The 17,552-nt window shown below is 40.0% G+C and carries 19 protein-coding genes; 7 read left to right on the forward strand and 12 right to left on the reverse strand.

Features of this window, described 5'->3' with window-relative positions; translation table 11 throughout:
* Positions 1–51: 51 nt before the first annotated feature.
* The 6 genes from trpA to GQR47_RS15280 are packed head-to-tail and all read right to left on the reverse strand — an operon-like array spanning position 52 to position 6,640.
* Positions 52–873, reverse strand: a complete 822-nt coding sequence (gene trpA, locus GQR47_RS15255; RefSeq protein ID WP_024595006.1) for a tryptophan synthase subunit alpha — start codon at positions 871–873, stop codon at positions 52–54.
* The gene (gene trpB, locus GQR47_RS15260) at positions 870–2,054 is read right to left on the reverse strand and encodes a tryptophan synthase subunit beta (RefSeq protein WP_002961582.1); all 1,185 of its coding nucleotides are present in this window, start codon (positions 2,052–2,054) and stop codon (positions 870–872) included. The genes trpA and trpB overlap by 4 nt, the downstream gene beginning before the upstream one ends.
* A 7-nt stretch (positions 2,055–2,061) precedes the next feature.
* Positions 2,062–3,426 carry a bifunctional indole-3-glycerol-phosphate synthase TrpC/phosphoribosylanthranilate isomerase TrpF gene (gene trpCF / locus GQR47_RS15265; RefSeq protein ID WP_154903289.1) on the reverse strand — a complete coding sequence of 455 codons (1,365 nt, stop codon included), beginning with the start codon at positions 3,424–3,426 and terminating at the stop codon, positions 2,062–2,064.
* Entirely contained in the window at positions 3,419–4,456 is a 1,038-nt protein-coding gene (gene trpD, locus GQR47_RS15270) for an anthranilate phosphoribosyltransferase (RefSeq protein WP_154903287.1), read from the reverse strand. The genes trpCF and trpD overlap by 8 nt, the downstream gene beginning before the upstream one ends.
* Positions 4,457–4,467: 11 nt before the next feature.
* The gene (locus GQR47_RS15275; RefSeq protein WP_154903286.1) at positions 4,468–5,070 is read right to left on the reverse strand and encodes an aminodeoxychorismate/anthranilate synthase component II; all 603 of its coding nucleotides are present in this window, start codon (positions 5,068–5,070) and stop codon (positions 4,468–4,470) included.
* 1 nt (position 5,071) lies between these two features.
* Entirely contained in the window at positions 5,072–6,640 is a 1,569-nt protein-coding gene (locus GQR47_RS15280; protein ID WP_165724016.1) for an anthranilate synthase component 1, read from the reverse strand.
* Positions 6,641–7,104: 464 nt separating this feature from the next.
* Between GQR47_RS15280 and GQR47_RS15285 the strand changes: the two genes are divergently transcribed.
* The 5 genes from GQR47_RS15285 to GQR47_RS15305 all read left to right on the forward strand — a co-directional run bounded on the left by GQR47_RS15285 (position 7,105) and on the right by GQR47_RS15305 (position 10,700).
* The gene (locus tag GQR47_RS15285; protein ID WP_154903282.1) at positions 7,105–7,959 is read left to right on the forward strand and encodes a PHP domain-containing protein; all 855 of its coding nucleotides are present in this window, start codon (positions 7,105–7,107) and stop codon (positions 7,957–7,959) included.
* Complete coding sequence (locus GQR47_RS15290) at positions 7,956–8,576, forward strand: L-threonylcarbamoyladenylate synthase (protein WP_154903280.1); 621 nt, start codon at positions 7,956–7,958, stop codon at positions 8,574–8,576. Before GQR47_RS15285 ends, GQR47_RS15290 begins: the two co-directional genes overlap by 4 nt.
* 6 nt (positions 8,577–8,582) lie before the next feature.
* Entirely contained in the window at positions 8,583–9,419 is an 837-nt protein-coding gene (locus GQR47_RS15295) for a ScpA family protein (protein WP_039489969.1), read from the forward strand.
* A gap of 146 nt (positions 9,420–9,565) precedes the next feature.
* Positions 9,566–10,117, forward strand: coding sequence for a cytochrome b (locus GQR47_RS15300; protein WP_002961572.1), 552 nt, complete (start codon positions 9,566–9,568; stop codon positions 10,115–10,117).
* Position 10,118: 1 nt separating this feature from the next.
* Complete coding sequence (locus tag GQR47_RS15305; protein WP_039489966.1) at positions 10,119–10,700, forward strand: YceI family protein; 582 nt, start codon at positions 10,119–10,121, stop codon at positions 10,698–10,700.
* A gap of 84 nt (positions 10,701–10,784) precedes the next feature.
* Here GQR47_RS15305 and GQR47_RS15310 read toward each other — a convergent pair whose 3' ends face one another.
* The gene (locus GQR47_RS15310) at positions 10,785–11,627 is read right to left on the reverse strand and encodes a transporter substrate-binding domain-containing protein (RefSeq protein ID WP_154903278.1); all 843 of its coding nucleotides are present in this window, start codon (positions 11,625–11,627) and stop codon (positions 10,785–10,787) included.
* 139 nt (positions 11,628–11,766) lie between these two features.
* The gene (locus GQR47_RS15315) at positions 11,767–11,934 is read right to left on the reverse strand and encodes a hypothetical protein (RefSeq protein WP_002961566.1); all 168 of its coding nucleotides are present in this window, start codon (positions 11,932–11,934) and stop codon (positions 11,767–11,769) included.
* A 371-nt stretch (positions 11,935–12,305) separates the two neighbouring features.
* Here GQR47_RS15315 and GQR47_RS15320 point away from each other — a divergent pair, with 371 nt between their 5' ends.
* Complete coding sequence (locus GQR47_RS15320) at positions 12,306–12,857, forward strand: hypothetical protein (protein WP_154903276.1); 552 nt, start codon at positions 12,306–12,308, stop codon at positions 12,855–12,857.
* Here the strand turns inward: GQR47_RS15320 and GQR47_RS15325 are convergent.
* The gene (locus GQR47_RS15325; protein ID WP_039490175.1) at positions 12,854–13,657 is read right to left on the reverse strand and encodes a hypothetical protein; all 804 of its coding nucleotides are present in this window, start codon (positions 13,655–13,657) and stop codon (positions 12,854–12,856) included. The genes GQR47_RS15320 and GQR47_RS15325 overlap by 4 nt on opposite strands.
* 188 nt (positions 13,658–13,845) lie before the next feature.
* Here GQR47_RS15325 and icd point away from each other — a divergent pair, with 188 nt between their 5' ends.
* Positions 13,846–15,114 carry an NADP-dependent isocitrate dehydrogenase gene (icd, locus tag GQR47_RS15330; protein ID WP_138488944.1) on the forward strand — a complete coding sequence of 423 codons (1,269 nt, stop codon included), beginning with the start codon at positions 13,846–13,848 and terminating at the stop codon, positions 15,112–15,114.
* Between the two features lie 12 nt (positions 15,115–15,126).
* Here icd and GQR47_RS15335 read toward each other — a convergent pair whose 3' ends face one another.
* From GQR47_RS15335 to GQR47_RS15345, 3 genes are all read right to left on the reverse strand, one after another.
* Entirely contained in the window at positions 15,127–15,558 is a 432-nt protein-coding gene (locus tag GQR47_RS15335; protein ID WP_154903273.1) for a hypothetical protein, read from the reverse strand.
* A 424-nt stretch (positions 15,559–15,982) separates the two neighbouring features.
* Complete coding sequence (locus GQR47_RS15340; protein ID WP_154903272.1) at positions 15,983–16,189, reverse strand: hypothetical protein; 207 nt, start codon at positions 16,187–16,189, stop codon at positions 15,983–15,985.
* A gap of 74 nt (positions 16,190–16,263) precedes the next feature.
* A complete protein-coding gene (locus GQR47_RS15345) occupies positions 16,264–17,211 on the reverse strand; it encodes a LysR family transcriptional regulator (RefSeq protein ID WP_154903270.1) in 948 nt (315 codons plus the stop codon).
* Positions 17,212–17,552 lie beyond the last annotated feature (341 nt).

Genomic DNA, 17,552 nt, shown 5'->3' on the forward strand with positions numbered 1-17,552 from the left:
AACAAAAAAGGGCATTTAAATGCCCTTTTTTAATGCCTAAATTTACACTTTTTATAATGCGGTTGCCGCTTTCATTTCACTAACAAATGCTTTTAACTGCGTTGTCATTGCGTCTAAATCGTTAAGGTTAGCTTCAATAATTTTAACTACAGCAGAGCCTGAAATAGCACCTGCTGCGCCTGCATTAAGTGCCGCTTTTACATCATCTGGCGTTGAAATACCAAATCCTAAAAGAGCAGGAGCTGCATGGTATTCTTTTAATTTAGTAACAATATTACCCGCTGGCATTTGTGCTTTTGTATCGGTACCGGTAACACCTGCGCGCGATAGTAAATACGTATAACCACGACCGTAAGAGGCGCATTGGCGAAGTGTGTCGTCATCCGCATTAGGTGTTGCTATAAAAATTGGGTCTACACCGTTATCCATTGCCGATTTTCTAAATATTTTAGATTCATGCAGAGGCACGTCAGCCACTAAAATAGAGTCTACACCTACCGCTTTTGCATCTTTATAAAATGCTTCTATGCCGCGCTTAAAAACTAGGTTTGAGTAAAGCAATAATCCAATTGGAATATCGGCGTTATACTCGCGTATCTCTTTAATAACATCAAAGCAATCTTGCGTGTTAATGTGCACATCAAGTGCGCGAATATTAGCTTTTTGAATTACAGGACCATCCGCAATCGGATCAGAAAACGGAATACCAAGCTCAAGTGCATCAGCGCCGCCGTCAATTAGGCTTTTAATAATCGCAACACTTTGCTCTTTACCTGGGTCGCCAATTGTTACAAATGGTACAAACGCACCTTGTTTTTTCTCGTTAAGCGCTGCAAACATTTTGCCGTAACGATCCGTTTTTACTTGGCTCATAGCTGACCTCTTTCAGATAGTACATTGTGAACGTGTGCTAAATCTTTATCGCCACGACCACTTAAATTAATAACTAAAACGCTTTCCTCGGTTTGCTCTTCTGCATACTTAAGTGCATAAGCAAGCGCATGGCTTGATTCAAGCGCCGGAATGATCCCTTCGTTTTTAGCAAGTGATTGAAACGCATCAAGCGCTTCTGTATCTGTGATACCCACGTATTGCGCTCGACCGGTTTCGTGTAAAAATGCGTGCTGAGGACCAACCGCAGGGTAATCAAGACCCGCTGATACAGAGTAAGACTCTTCAATTTGGCCATCGTCGTTTTGCATAATGTACGTGTAAGTACCGTGTAATATACCTTTAGTGCCTTTACAAATTGTTGCACCGTGCTCATTTGTATCAAGCCCTTTCCCAGCAGGCTCAACACCAATTAATTTAACGCCTGGCTCGTCAATAAAGTCGGTGAACATACCAATTGCGTTTGAACCACCACCAACACAGGCAATTACAGCGTCAGGTAAACGACCTTCTGCTTTAAGTACTTGTTGCTTAGCTTCTTCACCAATAACTTTTTGATACTCACGTACAATTGTTGGGAATGGGTGAGGACCAGCAGCTGTGCCTAGTAGGTAGTGCGCGTCTTGATAATTAGCTGACCAGTCACGCAGGGCTTCATTTACTGCATCTTTTAATGTGCCAGAACCCGCTGTTACCGGAATAACCTCTGCGCCCATTAACTTCATTCTAAATACGTTAGGTTGCTGACGTTCAACGTCTTTTGCGCCCATATAAATTCGACATTTTAAACCCAGTAATGCACATGCAAGCGCGGTTGCAACGCCGTGTTGGCCTGCGCCTGTTTCAGCAATTACTTGTTTTTTACCCATGCGCTTAGTAAGTAACGCTTGGCCAAGTACTTGGTTGGTTTTATGTGCGCCGCCGTGTAATAAGTCTTCACGCTTTAGATACAGTTTTACTTTTGGGTTTTTAACTAAATTGCGCGTTAAAGTAAGTGGGGTAGGACGACCCGCATACTCGTTTAATAATTTACTTAGCTCAGCCTGAAACTCAGGATCTTTTTGTGCTTTGTTAAATTCGTTTTCTAACTGCTTAAGCGCAGGGACAAGTAACTCGGGTACAAACATACCGCCAAACTCGCCAAAATAAGCTGGATTTTGCATTTTAACCTCAATAATTTCTGATGCTTGTAAAAGCATTATGTAATTTGTTAGGGCACTTTTTACCCGCAGATTCTTCAACGCCTGAGTTTAAATCAAGGCCTAAGGCACCTTTAAAAAGCGCATCTTTAATATTGTCTGGATTTAAGCCTCCAGCGAGCATAAACGGAGTGGTTGCATCATGAAGCACCGACCAATCAAATGCTTTACCAGTACCGCCAGCTTGTGTATCGCTGTGTGTATCGTAAAGGTGTCGGTCAACGCCATTTACAGGCGTTGGCAATGCATCTTTTATTGCTTGGGCTTTCCAAATCTCGCAGCCGGTAGGTAACTGTGTACGCAACTGAGCGATGTAATCGTCACTTTCTTGACCATGTAATTGAACTGCCGCCAATTTTAGCACACTTGCGTATTGAGCAACTTGATCAATTGGGGCCTCTACAAACACACCCACAAAATTAAGCGGGGCACTTTGGCTAAGCTCTTTTGCGCAATCTAAATCAACATAGCGTGGCGATTTAGGATGAAAAATTAAACCCCCGTAAATAGCACCGTTTTGATATGCCGCTTGTGCATCTTTGGTACGTGTTAAACCACATACTTTATTGTCACCTAAAATAACGCGGCGACATGCTTGCTCTAAATCACGCTCGCCCATAAGTGAGCTGCCAATTAAAAAACCATCGCATAATGGAGCTAAACGTTTTACGTCTTGATGGGTGTAAATACCCGATTCCGAAATAACCACTTTATCAGCCGGAATAAGTTTGCGTAGCTTTTCGGTAGTGGCTAAATCGGTGCTTAAATCGCGTAAATCACGGTTATTAATGCCAATAATTTGTGCATCAAGCGCAAGTGCACGGTGTACTTCTTCTTCATTACTTACTTCGGTTAATACCGACATATTCAGAGAATCGGCAACTGCGTGCAGTGCTTTATAGCTTTCGTCATCGAGTACTGAAAGCATCAGTAATATAGCGTCACCGCCATAAATACGCGCCATATACACTTGGTACTCATCTATAAAAAAGTCTTTACAGATAAGCGGTTGTTCTACTTGGCTGCGCACAAATTCAAGATAGTCAAAACTGCCTTGAAAATATTTAGCATCAGTTAACACGCTCATGCAGGTAGCGTATTTTTTATAAACCGATGTGATTTCGGTTAAATCAAATGGCTCTCTAATTAGCCCTTTTGAAGGCGATGCTTTTTTACACTCTAAAATAAACTGTGTGCCTGGGGCGGCTAATGCTTTGTAAAAACTACGGCTTGTAGGCACTGCAAGGTGTTTAAAGCTTTCAAGCGGGCGTGCGGCTTTACGCTCAATTAGTTCTAATTTTTTATCAGCAACAATTTTGTCTAATACATTAGCCATTACTTACCTCAATAATTGCATTTAGTGTGTTCATGGCTTGCCCTGAACTTAATAATGTTTGTACTTGCTTTGCCCCTTCTTTTAACGTTTCTGCTTTACCTGTTAGGTATAAAAGGGCAGCTACGTTAACCACAATGGCAGCATTATGTGCATCTGTGCCTTTGCCTTGTAAGATTTCAAGGCTAGCATTTGCGTTGTATTGTGGGCCTTCACCAGCGAGTTGTTCAAGTGAATAGTTTGCAAGGTCAAAGTCGCTTGGGTTTAGTGTGTACTGTGTAAGCTCGCCATTATTCAGCTCAACTACCGTTGTTGGACCGTGTAAAGCTATTTCGTCAGTGCCCGAGCCGTGAACAATCATAGCGCGCTTTGTGCCAAGGGTTTTAAGTGTTTGTGCCATTGGCATACATAACGCTTCATTGTACACACCTAACAATTGCACATCAGGTGCTGCTGGGTTAGCAAGCGGGCCTAAAATATTAAAAATAGTGCGTGTTTTAAGCGCTGTACGCACGCCCATCGCATGGCGTACGCCACTGTGATAGTGCGGTGCAAACAAAAAGGTAAAATTGGTTTGCTCAAGGCATTTTGCTGCCTGCTCTGGGCTCATATCTATATTAATGCCCAACGCTTTTAGTAAGTCGGCAGAGCCTGAATTACTCGATACACTGCGATTACCATGTTTTACCATGTTGATGCCGGCAGCAGCGGCAACTATGGCTGCTGTTGTGCTTATATTAATTGTGTTTGAGCCATCGCCGCCAGTGCCACAGCTATCAGCAAGTTGTGTACTGCTGGTAGTAAAAGCAACAGCGTTTTCGCGCATTGAGGCTGCAGCACCTGCTATTTCATCGCTTACTTCGCCTTTAATTTTAAGGCTTATTAGTAGGGCGGTTAGCTCAATCTCGCTCATGTTACCTTGCATTATTTCATCAAACAGTGCTTTGGCGTCTGCGTAGCTTAATGATTGCCCTGTAATTAGTTGTTCAATAGCGTGTTGAACATTTATGGGTTGTTCTGGTTGTGTACTCATAATGTCCTCTATTATTTGGCACGTGTTAAGTAAGCGACACTTTGCTGAAGTAGCATTGCGCCGTTTGGCGTCAGTATTGATTCTGGATGAAATTGATAACCCAATGCGTTGTCATCATGATGATAAATAGCCATTGGGATATCTTTGTACTGGGCAATAACCTTTATATTATCAGGCACTTTTGTTGCCATTAATGAATGGTAACGTGCTACAGGCATTGTATTGCCCATACCATCAAATACAGGATGTTCGCCTAAATTAATAATTGAAGACTTACCATGTACGGTTTCACCCGCGTGACCGATTACTCCGCCATAGCTTTGTGTTAACGCTTGTTGGCCTAAACAAATGCCTAGCATTGGGAAGTGGCCTTTAGAGAGCTCAATAAGCTCCATTAAACAGCCTGCATCGCTTGGTGTGCCAGGACCTGGCGAAAGTACTAATAGCACTTGTCCTTGCTCTTGGCGCATTTTATTAAAAATAACCTCAGCGCTAATGTTGTTTCTGTAAACAACAAGTTCGCAGCCAAGCATCGTAAGCTCATCAACTAAGTTATATGTAAATGAGTCAAAGTTATCTAAAAAATAGATTTTAATAGGATTCGCTTTACTCATTTTATACCGCCTTATACGTAGATTTTATGGCGGTGATAACCGCTTGTGCTTTAGCGCGAGTTTCGTTTGCTTCTGAAATAGGATCTGAGTCAAACACTACACCTGCACCTGCTTGCACGTAGGCTATGTTATTTTTAACAAAAGCAGAGCGAATAACAATACAACTATCCATTGCGCCATCACCGGTTAAGTAACCTACTGCGCCGCCATAACTGCCACGGCGCTTACCTTCTGTTTGACGTACAAGCTCAGCAGCACGTACTTTTGGTGCACCAACAAGGGTGCCCATGTTCATACACGCTTGGTAAGCATGCAGTGCATCAAGTTCTGGTTTTAGTGTGCCAACAACGCGTGAAACTAAATGCATTACCTGTGAATAGCGGTCTACTTTTAATAACTCTTTGGCAAAACGAGTACCTGCAACACTAATGCGGGCTACGTCGTTACGGGCTAAATCGACAAGCATTAAATGCTCGGCGCGCTCTTTTTGATCGTTTCTTAGTTCCAGCTCAATGCGGCTGTCTAAGTCGGGGTTTATTTGCCCATTAGCAAATTTGCCACGTGGGCGAGTGCCAGCAATTGGGTAAACTTCTACTTGCTGATTACTTACGTCGTACTTAAGGGCCGACTCAGGAGACGCGCCAAATAATGCAAAGTCTTCATCGCGCATATAAAACATGTAAGGGCTTGGGTTTTGCTTTTTAAGCTGGCTATACGCATGTAAAGAATCAGGGCAAGGTAGTGAAAATGTACGCGACGGCACTACCTGAAAAATATCGCCATCTACAATGTTCTTTTTAAGCTTAACAACTTGCTCGCAATACGTTTCGTCGCTTATATCAACGCTTACTTCACATTCGCCACTTTGCATATCCGCACTAAATTCTGCAGCGTTATCGCACAGCGTATTTAACCGCTCAAGCTCTTTACCTACTTCAAAGCAGTTAGCGTGTACGTCTGGGCCATTAAATACATTGCCAATGAGTTCGGTTGTTTGCTTTTGATGATCAATAACAACTAAGGTTTCGGCTAAGTAAAATACGTAATCTGGGCAGGTGTTTTCGCCATCAGGTACATCACTTAATTGCTCAAAGTTTGCCACCATATCGTAGGCAAACACACCGCCTAAAAATACCGAAAACGGATTTTCGGTAGTGCTTTGAATGCTGTTAATACAGGTACGAAGAGCGCTGAAGGCGTTATCGGCAACAAGCTTACTTGCTTCGTCTATATCGCTGCTGGTGTCTTGGTAGTTAAGTGTAAGCGTTGTGTCGTTTAATTGTGAATCACAGCTCTTAACATTTGCTTGTAAGTAGCTTAATAATTGCTTGCCGTTATTAGATTGTGCGCTAACAGTTACCGTTTTACCCTTACATACAATGCGCAGGGCGCTATCAACTAAAATTAAACTTTTTACACTGTCTTTAGAATCAATCTCAGCCGATTCAAGCAGTAGTGAGTTAGGCTTATCAAGTGCCGCGTATAATGCAAGAGGGCTACTAATATAGTCGCGTACTTGCGTAATGCTTGTTACTTCGCCTGGTGTGGTAGTTATATGACTAAAAATCAAACCTCATTCCCTCAAAAAATTAAACCCCGCAGTGCTTTTGCAATGCGGGGTTTGAATAACGATATCTAAATTACAAACAGATCATTACCGTCCCGCTATATCAGGCGCCACCACCAACGATGTGTAAGAGTAAGACCGTTATTCATGTTTTTCTGCCTCAAAATTTATTAAATATTTTTAACGTATATGTTTCGTAAAATTTAGTTATAAAAAAACCCGCATAGTTGCGGGTTTTGAATTTTTGCTAGACACGACAATTCATCACCCGAAAATTACGAGTGCCACCACCAAATAGTGTTTAAGTTTGAATTGATCATTATTGTTAATTCTTAATGTGTCTGAAAGTGGCTACAGTAAAACGTATCTTATGCTTTTGTGTCAAGTGTTTATTTAAAACAATTTAGTCAAAAAAGTTGTTATACTTACATAAACACCAGTAACCCTTAATTTTAAGCAGTTTTCTTTTGATAAAATACGATTTACATAGCCATACTACACATTCAGACGGGCGTTTAACGGTTGAAGAATTATTGCATCGCGCTGTTGATAAAAATATTGATGTGTTTGCTATTACCGATCATGACACTGTGGCGGCTATTAAGCCTGCTCAGCAATTTATTGAAGCAGAAAACTTGCCGCTTTCATTAATAACGGGTACCGAAGTGTCTACCAAATGGGAAAGCTTCGAAATTCATATTGTAGGTTTAAATATTGATATTAATAATATTGACCTTACTTCTTTATTATCGGCTCAGCAGCAAAAGCGAGAAGAGCGTGCACTAGAAATTGGCGCACGCCTTGCAAAAAATGGTTTTGATGGCATTTACGAGCAAGCTAAAGAGCTGGCAAAAGACGCGCAAATTACGCGCGCACATTTTGCACGTGCCCTTATTGAGCGCGGTGTAGCTAAAAATTTCCCAGGTGTTTTTAAAAAGTACTTAGGGCGCGGCAAAACAGGCTATGTACCTAGTTGCTGGTGCACCATGCAAACCGCTGTAGAGGCAATACATGCTGCTGGTGGTGTTGCTGTACTTGCGCACCCAAGTAGCTATCAAATGTCAAACAAGTGGCTACGCAAATTATTAGTAAAATTTAAAAGTGTAGGAGGAGACGCAATGGAAGTTGCACAACCTCAACAGGCGCCAAGCGAACGTCAATTTTTAGGTGAACTCAGCCGTGAGTACGAACTACTTTGCTCGCAAGGGTCTGATTTTCATTTTCCGACAAGCTATTTAGAGCTTGGCAAAAATTTATACTTACCGAAAGACTGCCAAGGTGTTTGGCAAGTTTGGGAAGGACAAGAAGGGGCATTAACATGAGTCAATTATTCCATATTCATCCTGATAACCCGCAACCAAGATTGATTAGTCAAGCCGTTGATATTATTAAACAAGGCGGTGTTGTTGTTTACCCAACAGATTCGGGCTATGCCATTGGCTGTAACATTGGTAATAAGCAGGCCAAAGAGCGCATAGAGCGTATTCGTGGTATTGAAAAAAACGATAATTTCACGCTAGTTTGCCGTGATTTATCGGAGCTATCTACTTATGCACGTGTAGATAACCAGCTATTTAGATTAATTAAAAATAATACGCCAGGGCCTTATACCTTTATTTTTAAAGGCACAAAAGAAGTCCCTAAGCGTTTATTAAACGACAAGAAAAAAACCATTGGCATGCGTGTAATTGAACACCCAATTGCTTGTGCGTTACTTGCCGAACTTGGCGAGCCATTAATGTCGTGTTCTTTAATTTTACCCGGGCAGCAGTTTACTGAATCTGATCCGGATGAAATATTAGAGCGATTAGATAAACACGTTGATTTAATTATTCACGGTGGTTATTTGCCAGAGCAAGCAACAACAGTAATCGACTTGTCGGAAGATGAAGTTAAAATATTGCGTGTTGGCTGTGGTGATACAAGCCCGTTTGAGTAATAACAAGTGAGCGAAAGTACTGCTGATACAAAAAGTAGTGAAAAGCCAGTGCAGCAGAAGCTGCCACTGGCTTTTTTGCATGGTAAAGCGGTTGTAGATAAACCAGAAGACTTATATATCCCGCCCGATGCGCTCGAAATAATATTAGAAACCTTTGAAGGCCCGCTCGATTTACTGCTTTATTTAATTAAAAAGCATAAGCTTGATGTGCTCGATCTTTCTATTTTTAGTATTACAGAGCAGTATGTAAGTTATGTTGAAATGATGACCGAGTTTCAACTCGAACTTGCCGGTGAATATTTAGTAATGGCTGCGTTACTTGCACAAATTAAGTCGCGCTTATTACTCCCTGTTCACGAAGAACTTGAAGAGGAAGAAGACCCTCGCGCTGAGCTTATTAAACGCCTGCAAGAATATGAGTTATTTAAAAAAGCCGCCGAAAACCTCGATGATATCCCCCGTGTTGGGCGTGATATTTTTATAGCGCATGCCGCTATGCCAATAAATGAAGACACAAGTCATAACCTCCCTGATATTGAACTTAAAGACTTAATGCTGGCGTTGAGTGATGTTATGGCGCGAGCAAAAACGTTTGAACATCATCAAATTACTGCTGAAGTACTCTCAACCCGAGAGAGAATGAGCCAAATATTACAACAGCTATCGAAAGCAAATTCAGCAGTGGTATTTAATGCGCTTTTTACGCCTGATGAAGGGCGTAGTGGTGTGGTGGTTAGTTTTATAGCCATGCTTGAGCTCATTAAAGAAGGACTTGTTACTTGTTTGCAAGTAAGCCCAGAGAGCTTAATTTATGTCAGCTTGAGCGAGCAATCCACCCTATAAACTTATCTGTTTAATCCTCAACTTTTAAAAACTGACTTTAATTATCAAAGTTCTGTGCGTATATGCACGTAAAGTGTTTGTAAATGTTATTTTCATTTAGGGCTATGCACTATATTGTAACGTCATAGCATTATAGGACTTTACACATGTTTAAAAATACACCTTCATCTTACGGACTTGTCGCCATTATTTTACATTGGCTCATGGCGTTGACTATTTTTGGCCTGTTTGGTTTAGGTTTATATATGGTTGAGCTTACTTATTACGATAGCTGGTATAAAGGCTCGCTCGATTTACATAAAAGTATTGGTATTACGCTTGTGGCCGTATTTTTATTTAGAATTTTATGGCGTGCTTTATCTACACAACCTAAACCATTAGGTGAAAGTAAAGGCATGAACCAATTAGCACATACTGCGCATATTGCTATGTATATTATTTTGGCCGTTATAGTTGTTGCAGGGTATTTAATATCAACCGCAGACGGACGTCCAATAGAAGTGTTTACCTTATTTAACGTATCAGCGCTTGATTTTGCATTTGATGACCAAGCCGATATTGCAGGAAAAGTACATTATTATGGCGCGTGCACATTAATCGGGTTTGCAGTATTGCATGCACTAGGGGCGTTAAAACATCACTTTATCGATAAAGATAAAACCTTAATCAGAATGATCAAACCATTAAAGGATGATTAAAATGAAAAAATTATTAGTAAGCACAGCCGTTTCGGCTGCAATGATGTTATCGGCAACAGCCGCTAATGCAGCTGATTATGTAATTGATACGAAAGGTGGGCACGCATCTGTTAACTTTAAAATTAAACACTTAGGTTACAGCTGGTTATATGGTCGTTTTAATACTTTTGACGGCACATTTAGTTACGATGCTAAAAATCCTGATGCATCAAAAATTATGGTAAATATTGACACCACAAGCCTTGATTCTAACCATGCAGAGCGTGATAAGCACCTACATGGTAAAGATTTTTTAAATGTGGATAAATACCCAAAGGCGACATTTAAAAGCACCAGCATTAAATTTGATGAAGATGGTGAAGAGGCCGACGTAACCGGCGAATTTACGCTGCATGGCGTAACTAAAACTATTACCTTTGAAATAGATAAAGTGGGTGAAGGTAAAGATCCGTGGGGTGGATACCGCGTAGGTTTTGAAGGCGAAACCAGCCTTAAACTTACCGACTACGGTATTGATTACAACTTAGGGCCTGCATCTACTCATGTTGATATTATTTTATCAATAGAAGGCGTTCGTAAGTAATACAGTTATTGAATATAAAAACGCCACTTACTGTGGCGTTTTTTTTGCTTAACAGAAACTCAAATTAAGCGACTTTGAATTTGTTTATTTTGTGCTATTAATACGTGACTTTAATAGAGGCCTTAAATCCTCAGGCAACCAGCGCATAAGTAAATCGTTATAAGCCTGCGTTTTTTTAATAACTTTAAGCTGCTCATTAAGAATAGCGATGTCTTTTGCGCCTTGCTCGTTTTTAGTACAACCAATAAAGCCATAACTGAGCGCTGGAGATTCGGTTAATGGACGCTGCGTTAAGTTTTCTTCAAAGTGCATTGATTTAGCTAAATAGTAATGCTCGCTTGGGTAACCCAGCAAAATATCAATTCGTTTTAGGTTAAGCATATATGTAAGGCTCGCTAGGCTATCGCGTGTGGGTCTAATTACTAAATCAATGTTGGGTGTACTGTTTATTAAAGTATCTATCTCTTGGCCGTAAGAGCGGCTCATAGAAACTCCAAGAGTTAGTTTTTTATCTTGTATTAAATTGAGTAGTGATACTTCTTTAGATTCCGCTATATTTAGCGCTTTGGCGAGCTTTTTATGCATTGCTATTGAAGGCGAGAGGCCCGTTGTTGAGCTTTCGTCTGTGAAATAAATATGCTCTTTTCTGTAATCATTTTTATAAAGCGATAACGCACAAACATTATTTGAAGTATTGGACAGCTCTTGAATTACTTTACCTGAGGGGATAAGCATGCGGTTAAAGGTGATATTAGGAAGTTGTTTTTCAAGTAAAGAAATTATGCTTTCGTCACGGCCTTGGTGTTGATATTGACCATTTAAAATATAATAGGGTGCAAAATCGTGCGCTAGCCAGTTTATGGTTCTAGCATTGCTTATTGAGCTCAGACAGAAAAAAAGTAAGAAAGTTAAAAATATACGGAGCATTACAACAGCTACCAGTAATTATTATTGTAAAACTATTGTAACCAATAAAGGGCTAAAAAGTAAAATGCCAGCAACAAGGCTGGCATAATATCTTATCAATAATTGCAATAATAGAATGGCAATTAAAGTTATATGTTGCTTAGTTAGCTTTTAGCCACTTAACAAACTGGCGTGCATCACTCGCTTTTTGAAATAATGCATTTTTTAAACCTTGTGTATCACTGAAGATTACACGATGTTTGTTTACTGAAATTGATTGCACTGGATGTGCTATTTGGATCATAGACCCGTTATATTTATAAGACATAATAAAACTCACTTTATTCTTGTTATTTATTCTGCGCTATATTTGTATAGCAAATTGCAGTCAATAAATTAACGATGTTGTGTTTAGCTTCATTACAGTGTTGACGATCTTTATGACACTTTTGCGATGATAGTAAAAAATCATCTCGGTATTATTCAAGGGGTTCTCGCCGTACAATAACTTAGCTTTCAAATATACGTTTTGCGGGGCTTACTGGATCAGGGTAAATGGTTAACCGCGGCGGTTTCTTTAAACCAGAGAGGGAAGGTAACTTATATATAAATTGTGTGCAAGCTATTTATTATAAAAATATTTATAATAAATCTTATCAACTGCTTACAAAGCCCATTTTTAGTTACCAAAGGATAAGTATGAATTACCTAATAGTGAGTGATATTTATGGTTTAACCCCTGCTTTAAGTAAGTTATCACAGGCAATTAGTTCAAATTTAGTGATTCTTGACCCATACAATAACAAGATTCAAGCTATTGAAAGTGAACAAGATAGTTATAATAATTTTATACAGCAGTGTGGCCATGACAAATACACGGACAAACTTCTAGAATGCTTTGAGAGTTTAAAAGTGCCGACCACATGTATTGCGTTTAGCGCAGGGGCAAGTGCAGCATGGCGGGCACAGTTATTAACAGGCAATACACACCTTAAAAAGTTAATTGGCTTTTATCCGTCGCAAATTCGTAATTATTTAGCGTTAGATGCAAATGTACCCTGTGAATTCATATTCCCAGAAAGTGAGAGTCACTTTAATGTCGATGAAGTTATTAAAGCTTTAAGCACCAAAGCGGGTGTTAAGTGCTATAAAACCAATTTTTTGCATGGTTTTATGAACGAGTACTCAACCAATTTTAATGCGCAAGGGCTGGTTGAATATAGTAGCTATATAAAACAGAGCAGCCGTTAAAGCGTGTTTAGCTGCTTTTTATTAATATCAGGAAAATCAGTACGGGTATTATATTTTGCATACAGCGTTGTAAAAATGCTGCTGCCGGATAACTTATCTAACTCTTTTATAAAGGTTTTAGCACTAGAACGAGCGGGTCTACAGCATGTTTGATACTGTTTTATTATACCCGCGACAGATAAACCTTGTTTTTGTAGCTTAAGGTCGGCCTGTGCAAAAAAAGCCGCACCCGTCCAATAAACACGTTGCTGGGCGCGTTGTTTCCACATATCGGCAGAGAGCTTATTAAGTGGCTGTGTTTTAGTTTTGGTTTGCAGGCGGGCACGATCAAATCCTGCATTTAAACGTTGTACAAACTGTGGCTGGGTGATTATACCGCTGTCACGCATTATTACGTTTTGCATATAACTGGCAAAACCCTCGCTTAGCCAAAAACCGGAGTAGGGAAGTAGCGGCAAATATAAATGCGAAAGTTCATGGTATAGCGTCCAATCTTTAGTGAATGCATTTAAACTGGCGTAGCGATCTATATGTAGTTCAATCCCATCGGGGTTATTTCGCTTAACTGTAGCCCAAGGTACAGGCTCAAAAGCAAAGTATTGCGGTTTTAAATAAATAGGCAAAGTGGTTTGCTTTAAAGGCCCCAGTGTATTTTGTGTTTTTTCAACACTTTGATTAACCCATGTAGACACCGTATTTTGAGCATTACTTGAGAGCGAGCTAAGGTTATGTATGACTACTTCAGCGGCTAATACGTTAAAAGAGCTGATTGATAGTAGCAGTACAAAAAAGTATTTCATTAAAATGCTCCACTGTAATTTAATAACTGGTACGCCAGGCTTAATATACAAGACCAACTAAATGGATAAATAATCACGCCTAATTCTTTATTTTTTAAAATGATAGTAACTATAAAAGTACAAATACAGACACCTCTAGCTAAGCATGGTTTAATCAATTAATCGTTATTTTAAGTTAGGTTTTAGCCATGACGTATCAGCATATTCAAGTTCCTGAGCACGGCCAAAATATCACTATTGATGCACAAGGACATTGGCAAATACCGTTAGAACCTATCATTGCTTTTATTGATGGCGATGGCGTGGGGCTGGATGTTATGCCGGTGATGCGCCACGTTGTTGATAGTGCAATTGAGCATTGTTATAAAAGTGCACGGAAAATTCATTGGATGCAAGTTTATAATGGCGAGCAGGCCGCAAAGCTGTATGACGGTGACTGGTTTCCACAAGAAACAATTAACGCGGTACGTGCCTGCAAAATTGCCATAAAAGGGCCGTTAACCACACCACTGGGTGGTGGCTTTAGATCGCTTAATGTTGCACTCAGGCAAGAAATGGATTTGTTTGTAAATATGCGAACTATAAAAGGCTTTAGCGCACTTCCTTCTCCTTTAAAAAATCCTTTTTTAACAAACATAACAGTGCTTCGTGATAGCAGCGAAGACGTGTACTCAGGTATTGAGTGGCAAGCAGGGAGTGTAGAAAGCGAAAAAATGCTCGATTTTTTATGTGAGGAAATGGGCGTAACCCGCTTAAGGTTTTCACAAGAATGCGGTATTGGTATTAAAAATATATCTAAAGAAGGCTCTGAGCGACTAATGCGCTTTGCCATTAACTATGCACTTAAAAACGATAGTGAATCATTAACGCTAGTGCATAAAGGCAATGTACTTAAATTTACCGATGGGGCATTTAAGCGTTGGGGGTATGCACTTGCACAAAGCGAATTTAATGCCACTGCACATGAAAATGGGCGTTGGCTGCAAATAGAGCGAGTAAATCAAGCACCTCTAATTATTAAAGAAGTTATAGCCGACAACATGCTGCAGCAATGTTTAATGCACCCAGAGCAATTTGATGTAGTGGTGACGACTAATCAAAATGGTGACTTTTTAGCGGATATGCTGAGCGCACAAGTTGGCGGTGTCGGCATAATGCCTGCTGCAAATTTAAATAACGATGTCGCATTTTTTGAGCCTACACACGGCACGTTTGAACGTATAGCAGGGCAAAACAAAGCAAACCCCAGCAGTAGTATTTTAAGTGCGGTATTAATGCTTAAATTTATGGGATGGGACGAGGCCGCATTACTGATAGAAAATGCGTTAGAGCAAACATTTAAAAGCGGTGAAGTAACCTTTGATTTAGCGCAAGAGCAGAGCGATAACTCAAGTATTCATAACTCGACAACCTTAACTTGTACTGGCTTTGCAAAGAAGGTTATCGAGCACTTTTAAACACATTCATTATTAAGCTGCTGAGGCAGTTTTTACTCTGTGCATGCAAGGGCGGTTGGTTAACTGCGCTGCACGATGGTAAATCTCATGTGCTTGAGGTTCATCGCACTGCGTACCACTAAGCGTATCCATTAACGCAACAACAATAATTGCAGGAACCTGGCAGCAATATTCGTCTAAAACGGCTTCTGTCGTTTGTGCATCAACATGGCAAAGTGGGTGGTTTTTAAGTTGGTATGCGTTTAGCAATGTATCCACTTCTAACACATCATTTGGTTGGTGCTTTGTTTTACGGCATTTACAACCAAACTCATCAACTAAAGTAGCTAATGCTTGGTAAGTTTCAGTGGTGTTAGTTTTTACGCATAACTGCTCTTCAATAAACTGATGTAAGTTAGCATCAATAAATAACCCGTCTTGTTGTGTGAAGCTTGATGTTGTCATAATTATTACTCTTAGTTTGTTGGCTTAACTTCACTCTAGCGCTAAGTGTATTATTAATGAAATTGTTGTTTTCAATAACTGACATTGATTTCATCAATAGTAAGTTTTAAAACTAAATAAAAAATAGAAAACATACCTAAATTATACTAATTAATTTGGTGCAGAGAGGTAAAAACGTGCACAAAACTGGAACAAGGGGATTAGTTGATGAGTTAAGGTGGATGCTTAGTTAATTGTTTTTATTGAATTTTAATTGTTTTATGAAGTTGGTACTAAGCTTGCTAATCATACACTGTAGGTAGACTCCTATATCGACGATTTCCAAAAGCGCCATGGTATTTTCCCAAAGTTGAATACCACGGCGCTTTTTTATTTTGAGCATTTATTTTATTTAGTCGTTACAGTAGCAATAACAATAGTAATGTTAAATTTTAATAAAGTAGGGAATAGCCACTAAAATAGCGCCTACAATCAACAGCATGCTCACACTGCTCATAAAATACGGAAATACCAATAGCGATAAACCAATGCAAAGTGGCACTACGGCTTTTTTTCTTCGCCCGTAAGTAAGGTAGCCAATACCAATGCCGCCAAACAAAACACTCCACGCAATTATTGATGCACTCTCCATTTTTACTCCATTTGAAGTTATTGTCTAAAACCGAGCTTGTTTGAAACTCATAGCACAGCATATCTGTATTTAACTTATCTATCTGCAATCGTTTTAGCAAACGCTAATAACTCACGCCTTAACCATTGGTGCGCCGTTGCATGGTGCAGCAGTGGGCTCCATATCATTTTTACTTCAATAGGCACTATTTGAAATGGTACAGGGCTGATTACCAAATCAGTATGAGAGGTTAATAACTTAGCTTGCCTGCGCGGTAGGGTGGCAATAAGTTGCTCTGATTGGCAAAGCAGGCTTGCGACCATGTAGTGGCGAGTAAAAACACGTATTTTACGGGTTTGTTCTAGTTGCCAAAGCGCTTCATCTACCCAGCCTAATTTTTGCTTTCCTGATTTATTAGTAACAGCGGCTTCAGGCCCCCAGCCGGCACGATTTACCCAAATATGCTCTTTTTTTAAGTAGTCGTCTAACCCTGATTGTTGTAAAAATGTATTTTTAGGATGGGTTAAACAACAGTAATTATCGCGCCATACACTGGCTTGATGAAACGAGCGTGGCAAACCATTAAAGCGATTTATTGCTAAATCTATAGTGCCTTTTTCCATGTCTTGCAGGTTTATGTCGCTTGGACTTAATACATCAAAATTAATACCGGGATTTTTACTAAGCTGCGCAGTTATAAAAGGGGCTATTAAGGTCGACTCTATGTAGTCATTTGCCATTATTCTAAAGGTAACTTCAGCGGTTGCAGGGTTAAATTGCTCACTAGGCTGCGTAATAGCTTCGGCCATTTTTAAGAGCGCCTCAACTTCAGGCTTTAACGCAAGTGCCTTTGCCGTTGGCGTCATAGAGCCTGCGGCACGCACAAGTAGCGGGTCGTCAAATAAATCGCGCAAACGTTTTAATGCGTTACTCATAGCCGGTTGCGTAAGCGCGAGTTTATTTGCAGCTTTCGACACACTTTTTTCATCTATTAACACATTTAAATAAACGAGAAGGTTAAGATCGACATTTCTTATATTCATATGGGCGTGTTGGCCTTTCAGGGTTGAAATTTGTTCAATCTAGGGGCGATTTAATCGCGGCGCGAGGTTTGCCACCTAGTGGGCTAAGTAAAAATCGAGCAACAAAGAGTTAATCGTCCCTAGAAAGAACCCTATGGGCAGTGTGTATTTGGCCTTTATGCAGCGTTAAAGTACATTTATGGGGAGCCACCACACTACATGTACTTTGCCTTGCTTATAAACCAAATACACGGCTGCAAAATTAACCTCGAAAGGTCAATACGCCCAATAAATTCTATTTATATGGTTTATTAATTATCTAAATTAAAGCCTGCTTGCTAAGGTGTAAACAATTAATAAAA

Source organism: Pseudoalteromonas sp. Z1A2 (assembly GCF_011378755.1).
Taxonomy (GTDB): Bacteria; Pseudomonadota; Gammaproteobacteria; order Enterobacterales; family Alteromonadaceae; genus Pseudoalteromonas; species Pseudoalteromonas distincta.

What these genes read in the sequence shown, in the direction of transcription:
- trpA (WP_024595006.1), bottom strand. Translation starts at nt 873, where the DNA reads ATGAGCCAAGTAAAAACGGATCGTTACGGCAAAATGTTTGCAGCGCTT.
- trpB (WP_002961582.1), bottom strand. Translation starts at nt 2,054, where the DNA reads ATGCAAAATCCAGCTTATTTTGGCGAGTTTGGCGGTATGTTTGTACCC.
- trpCF (WP_154903289.1), bottom strand. Translation starts at nt 3,426, where the DNA reads ATGGCTAATGTATTAGACAAAATTGTTGCTGATAAAAAATTAGAACTA.
- trpD (WP_154903287.1), bottom strand. Translation starts at nt 4,456, where the DNA reads ATGAGTACACAACCAGAACAACCCATAAATGTTCAACACGCTATTGAA.
- GQR47_RS15275 (WP_154903286.1), bottom strand. Translation starts at nt 5,070, where the DNA reads ATGAGTAAAGCGAATCCTATTAAAATCTATTTTTTAGATAACTTTGAC.
- GQR47_RS15290 (WP_154903280.1), top strand. Translation starts at nt 7,956, where the DNA reads ATGAGTCAATTATTCCATATTCATCCTGATAACCCGCAACCAAGATTG.
- GQR47_RS15300 (WP_002961572.1), top strand. Translation starts at nt 9,566, where the DNA reads ATGTTTAAAAATACACCTTCATCTTACGGACTTGTCGCCATTATTTTA.
- GQR47_RS15305 (WP_039489966.1), top strand. Translation starts at nt 10,119, where the DNA reads ATGAAAAAATTATTAGTAAGCACAGCCGTTTCGGCTGCAATGATGTTA.
- GQR47_RS15310 (WP_154903278.1), bottom strand. Translation starts at nt 11,627, where the DNA reads ATGCTCCGTATATTTTTAACTTTCTTACTTTTTTTCTGTCTGAGCTCA.
- GQR47_RS15315 (WP_002961566.1), bottom strand. Translation starts at nt 11,934, where the DNA reads ATGTCTTATAAATATAACGGGTCTATGATCCAAATAGCACATCCAGTG.
- GQR47_RS15320 (WP_154903276.1), top strand. Translation starts at nt 12,306, where the DNA reads ATGAATTACCTAATAGTGAGTGATATTTATGGTTTAACCCCTGCTTTA.
- GQR47_RS15325 (WP_039490175.1), bottom strand. Translation starts at nt 13,657, where the DNA reads ATGAAATACTTTTTTGTACTGCTACTATCAATCAGCTCTTTTAACGTA.
- icd (WP_138488944.1), top strand. Translation starts at nt 13,846, where the DNA reads ATGACGTATCAGCATATTCAAGTTCCTGAGCACGGCCAAAATATCACT.
- GQR47_RS15335 (WP_154903273.1), bottom strand. Translation starts at nt 15,558, where the DNA reads ATGACAACATCAAGCTTCACACAACAAGACGGGTTATTTATTGATGCT.
- GQR47_RS15340 (WP_154903272.1), bottom strand. Translation starts at nt 16,189, where the DNA reads ATGGAGAGTGCATCAATAATTGCGTGGAGTGTTTTGTTTGGCGGCATT.
- GQR47_RS15345 (WP_154903270.1), bottom strand. Translation starts at nt 17,211, where the DNA reads ATGAATATAAGAAATGTCGATCTTAACCTTCTCGTTTATTTAAATGTG.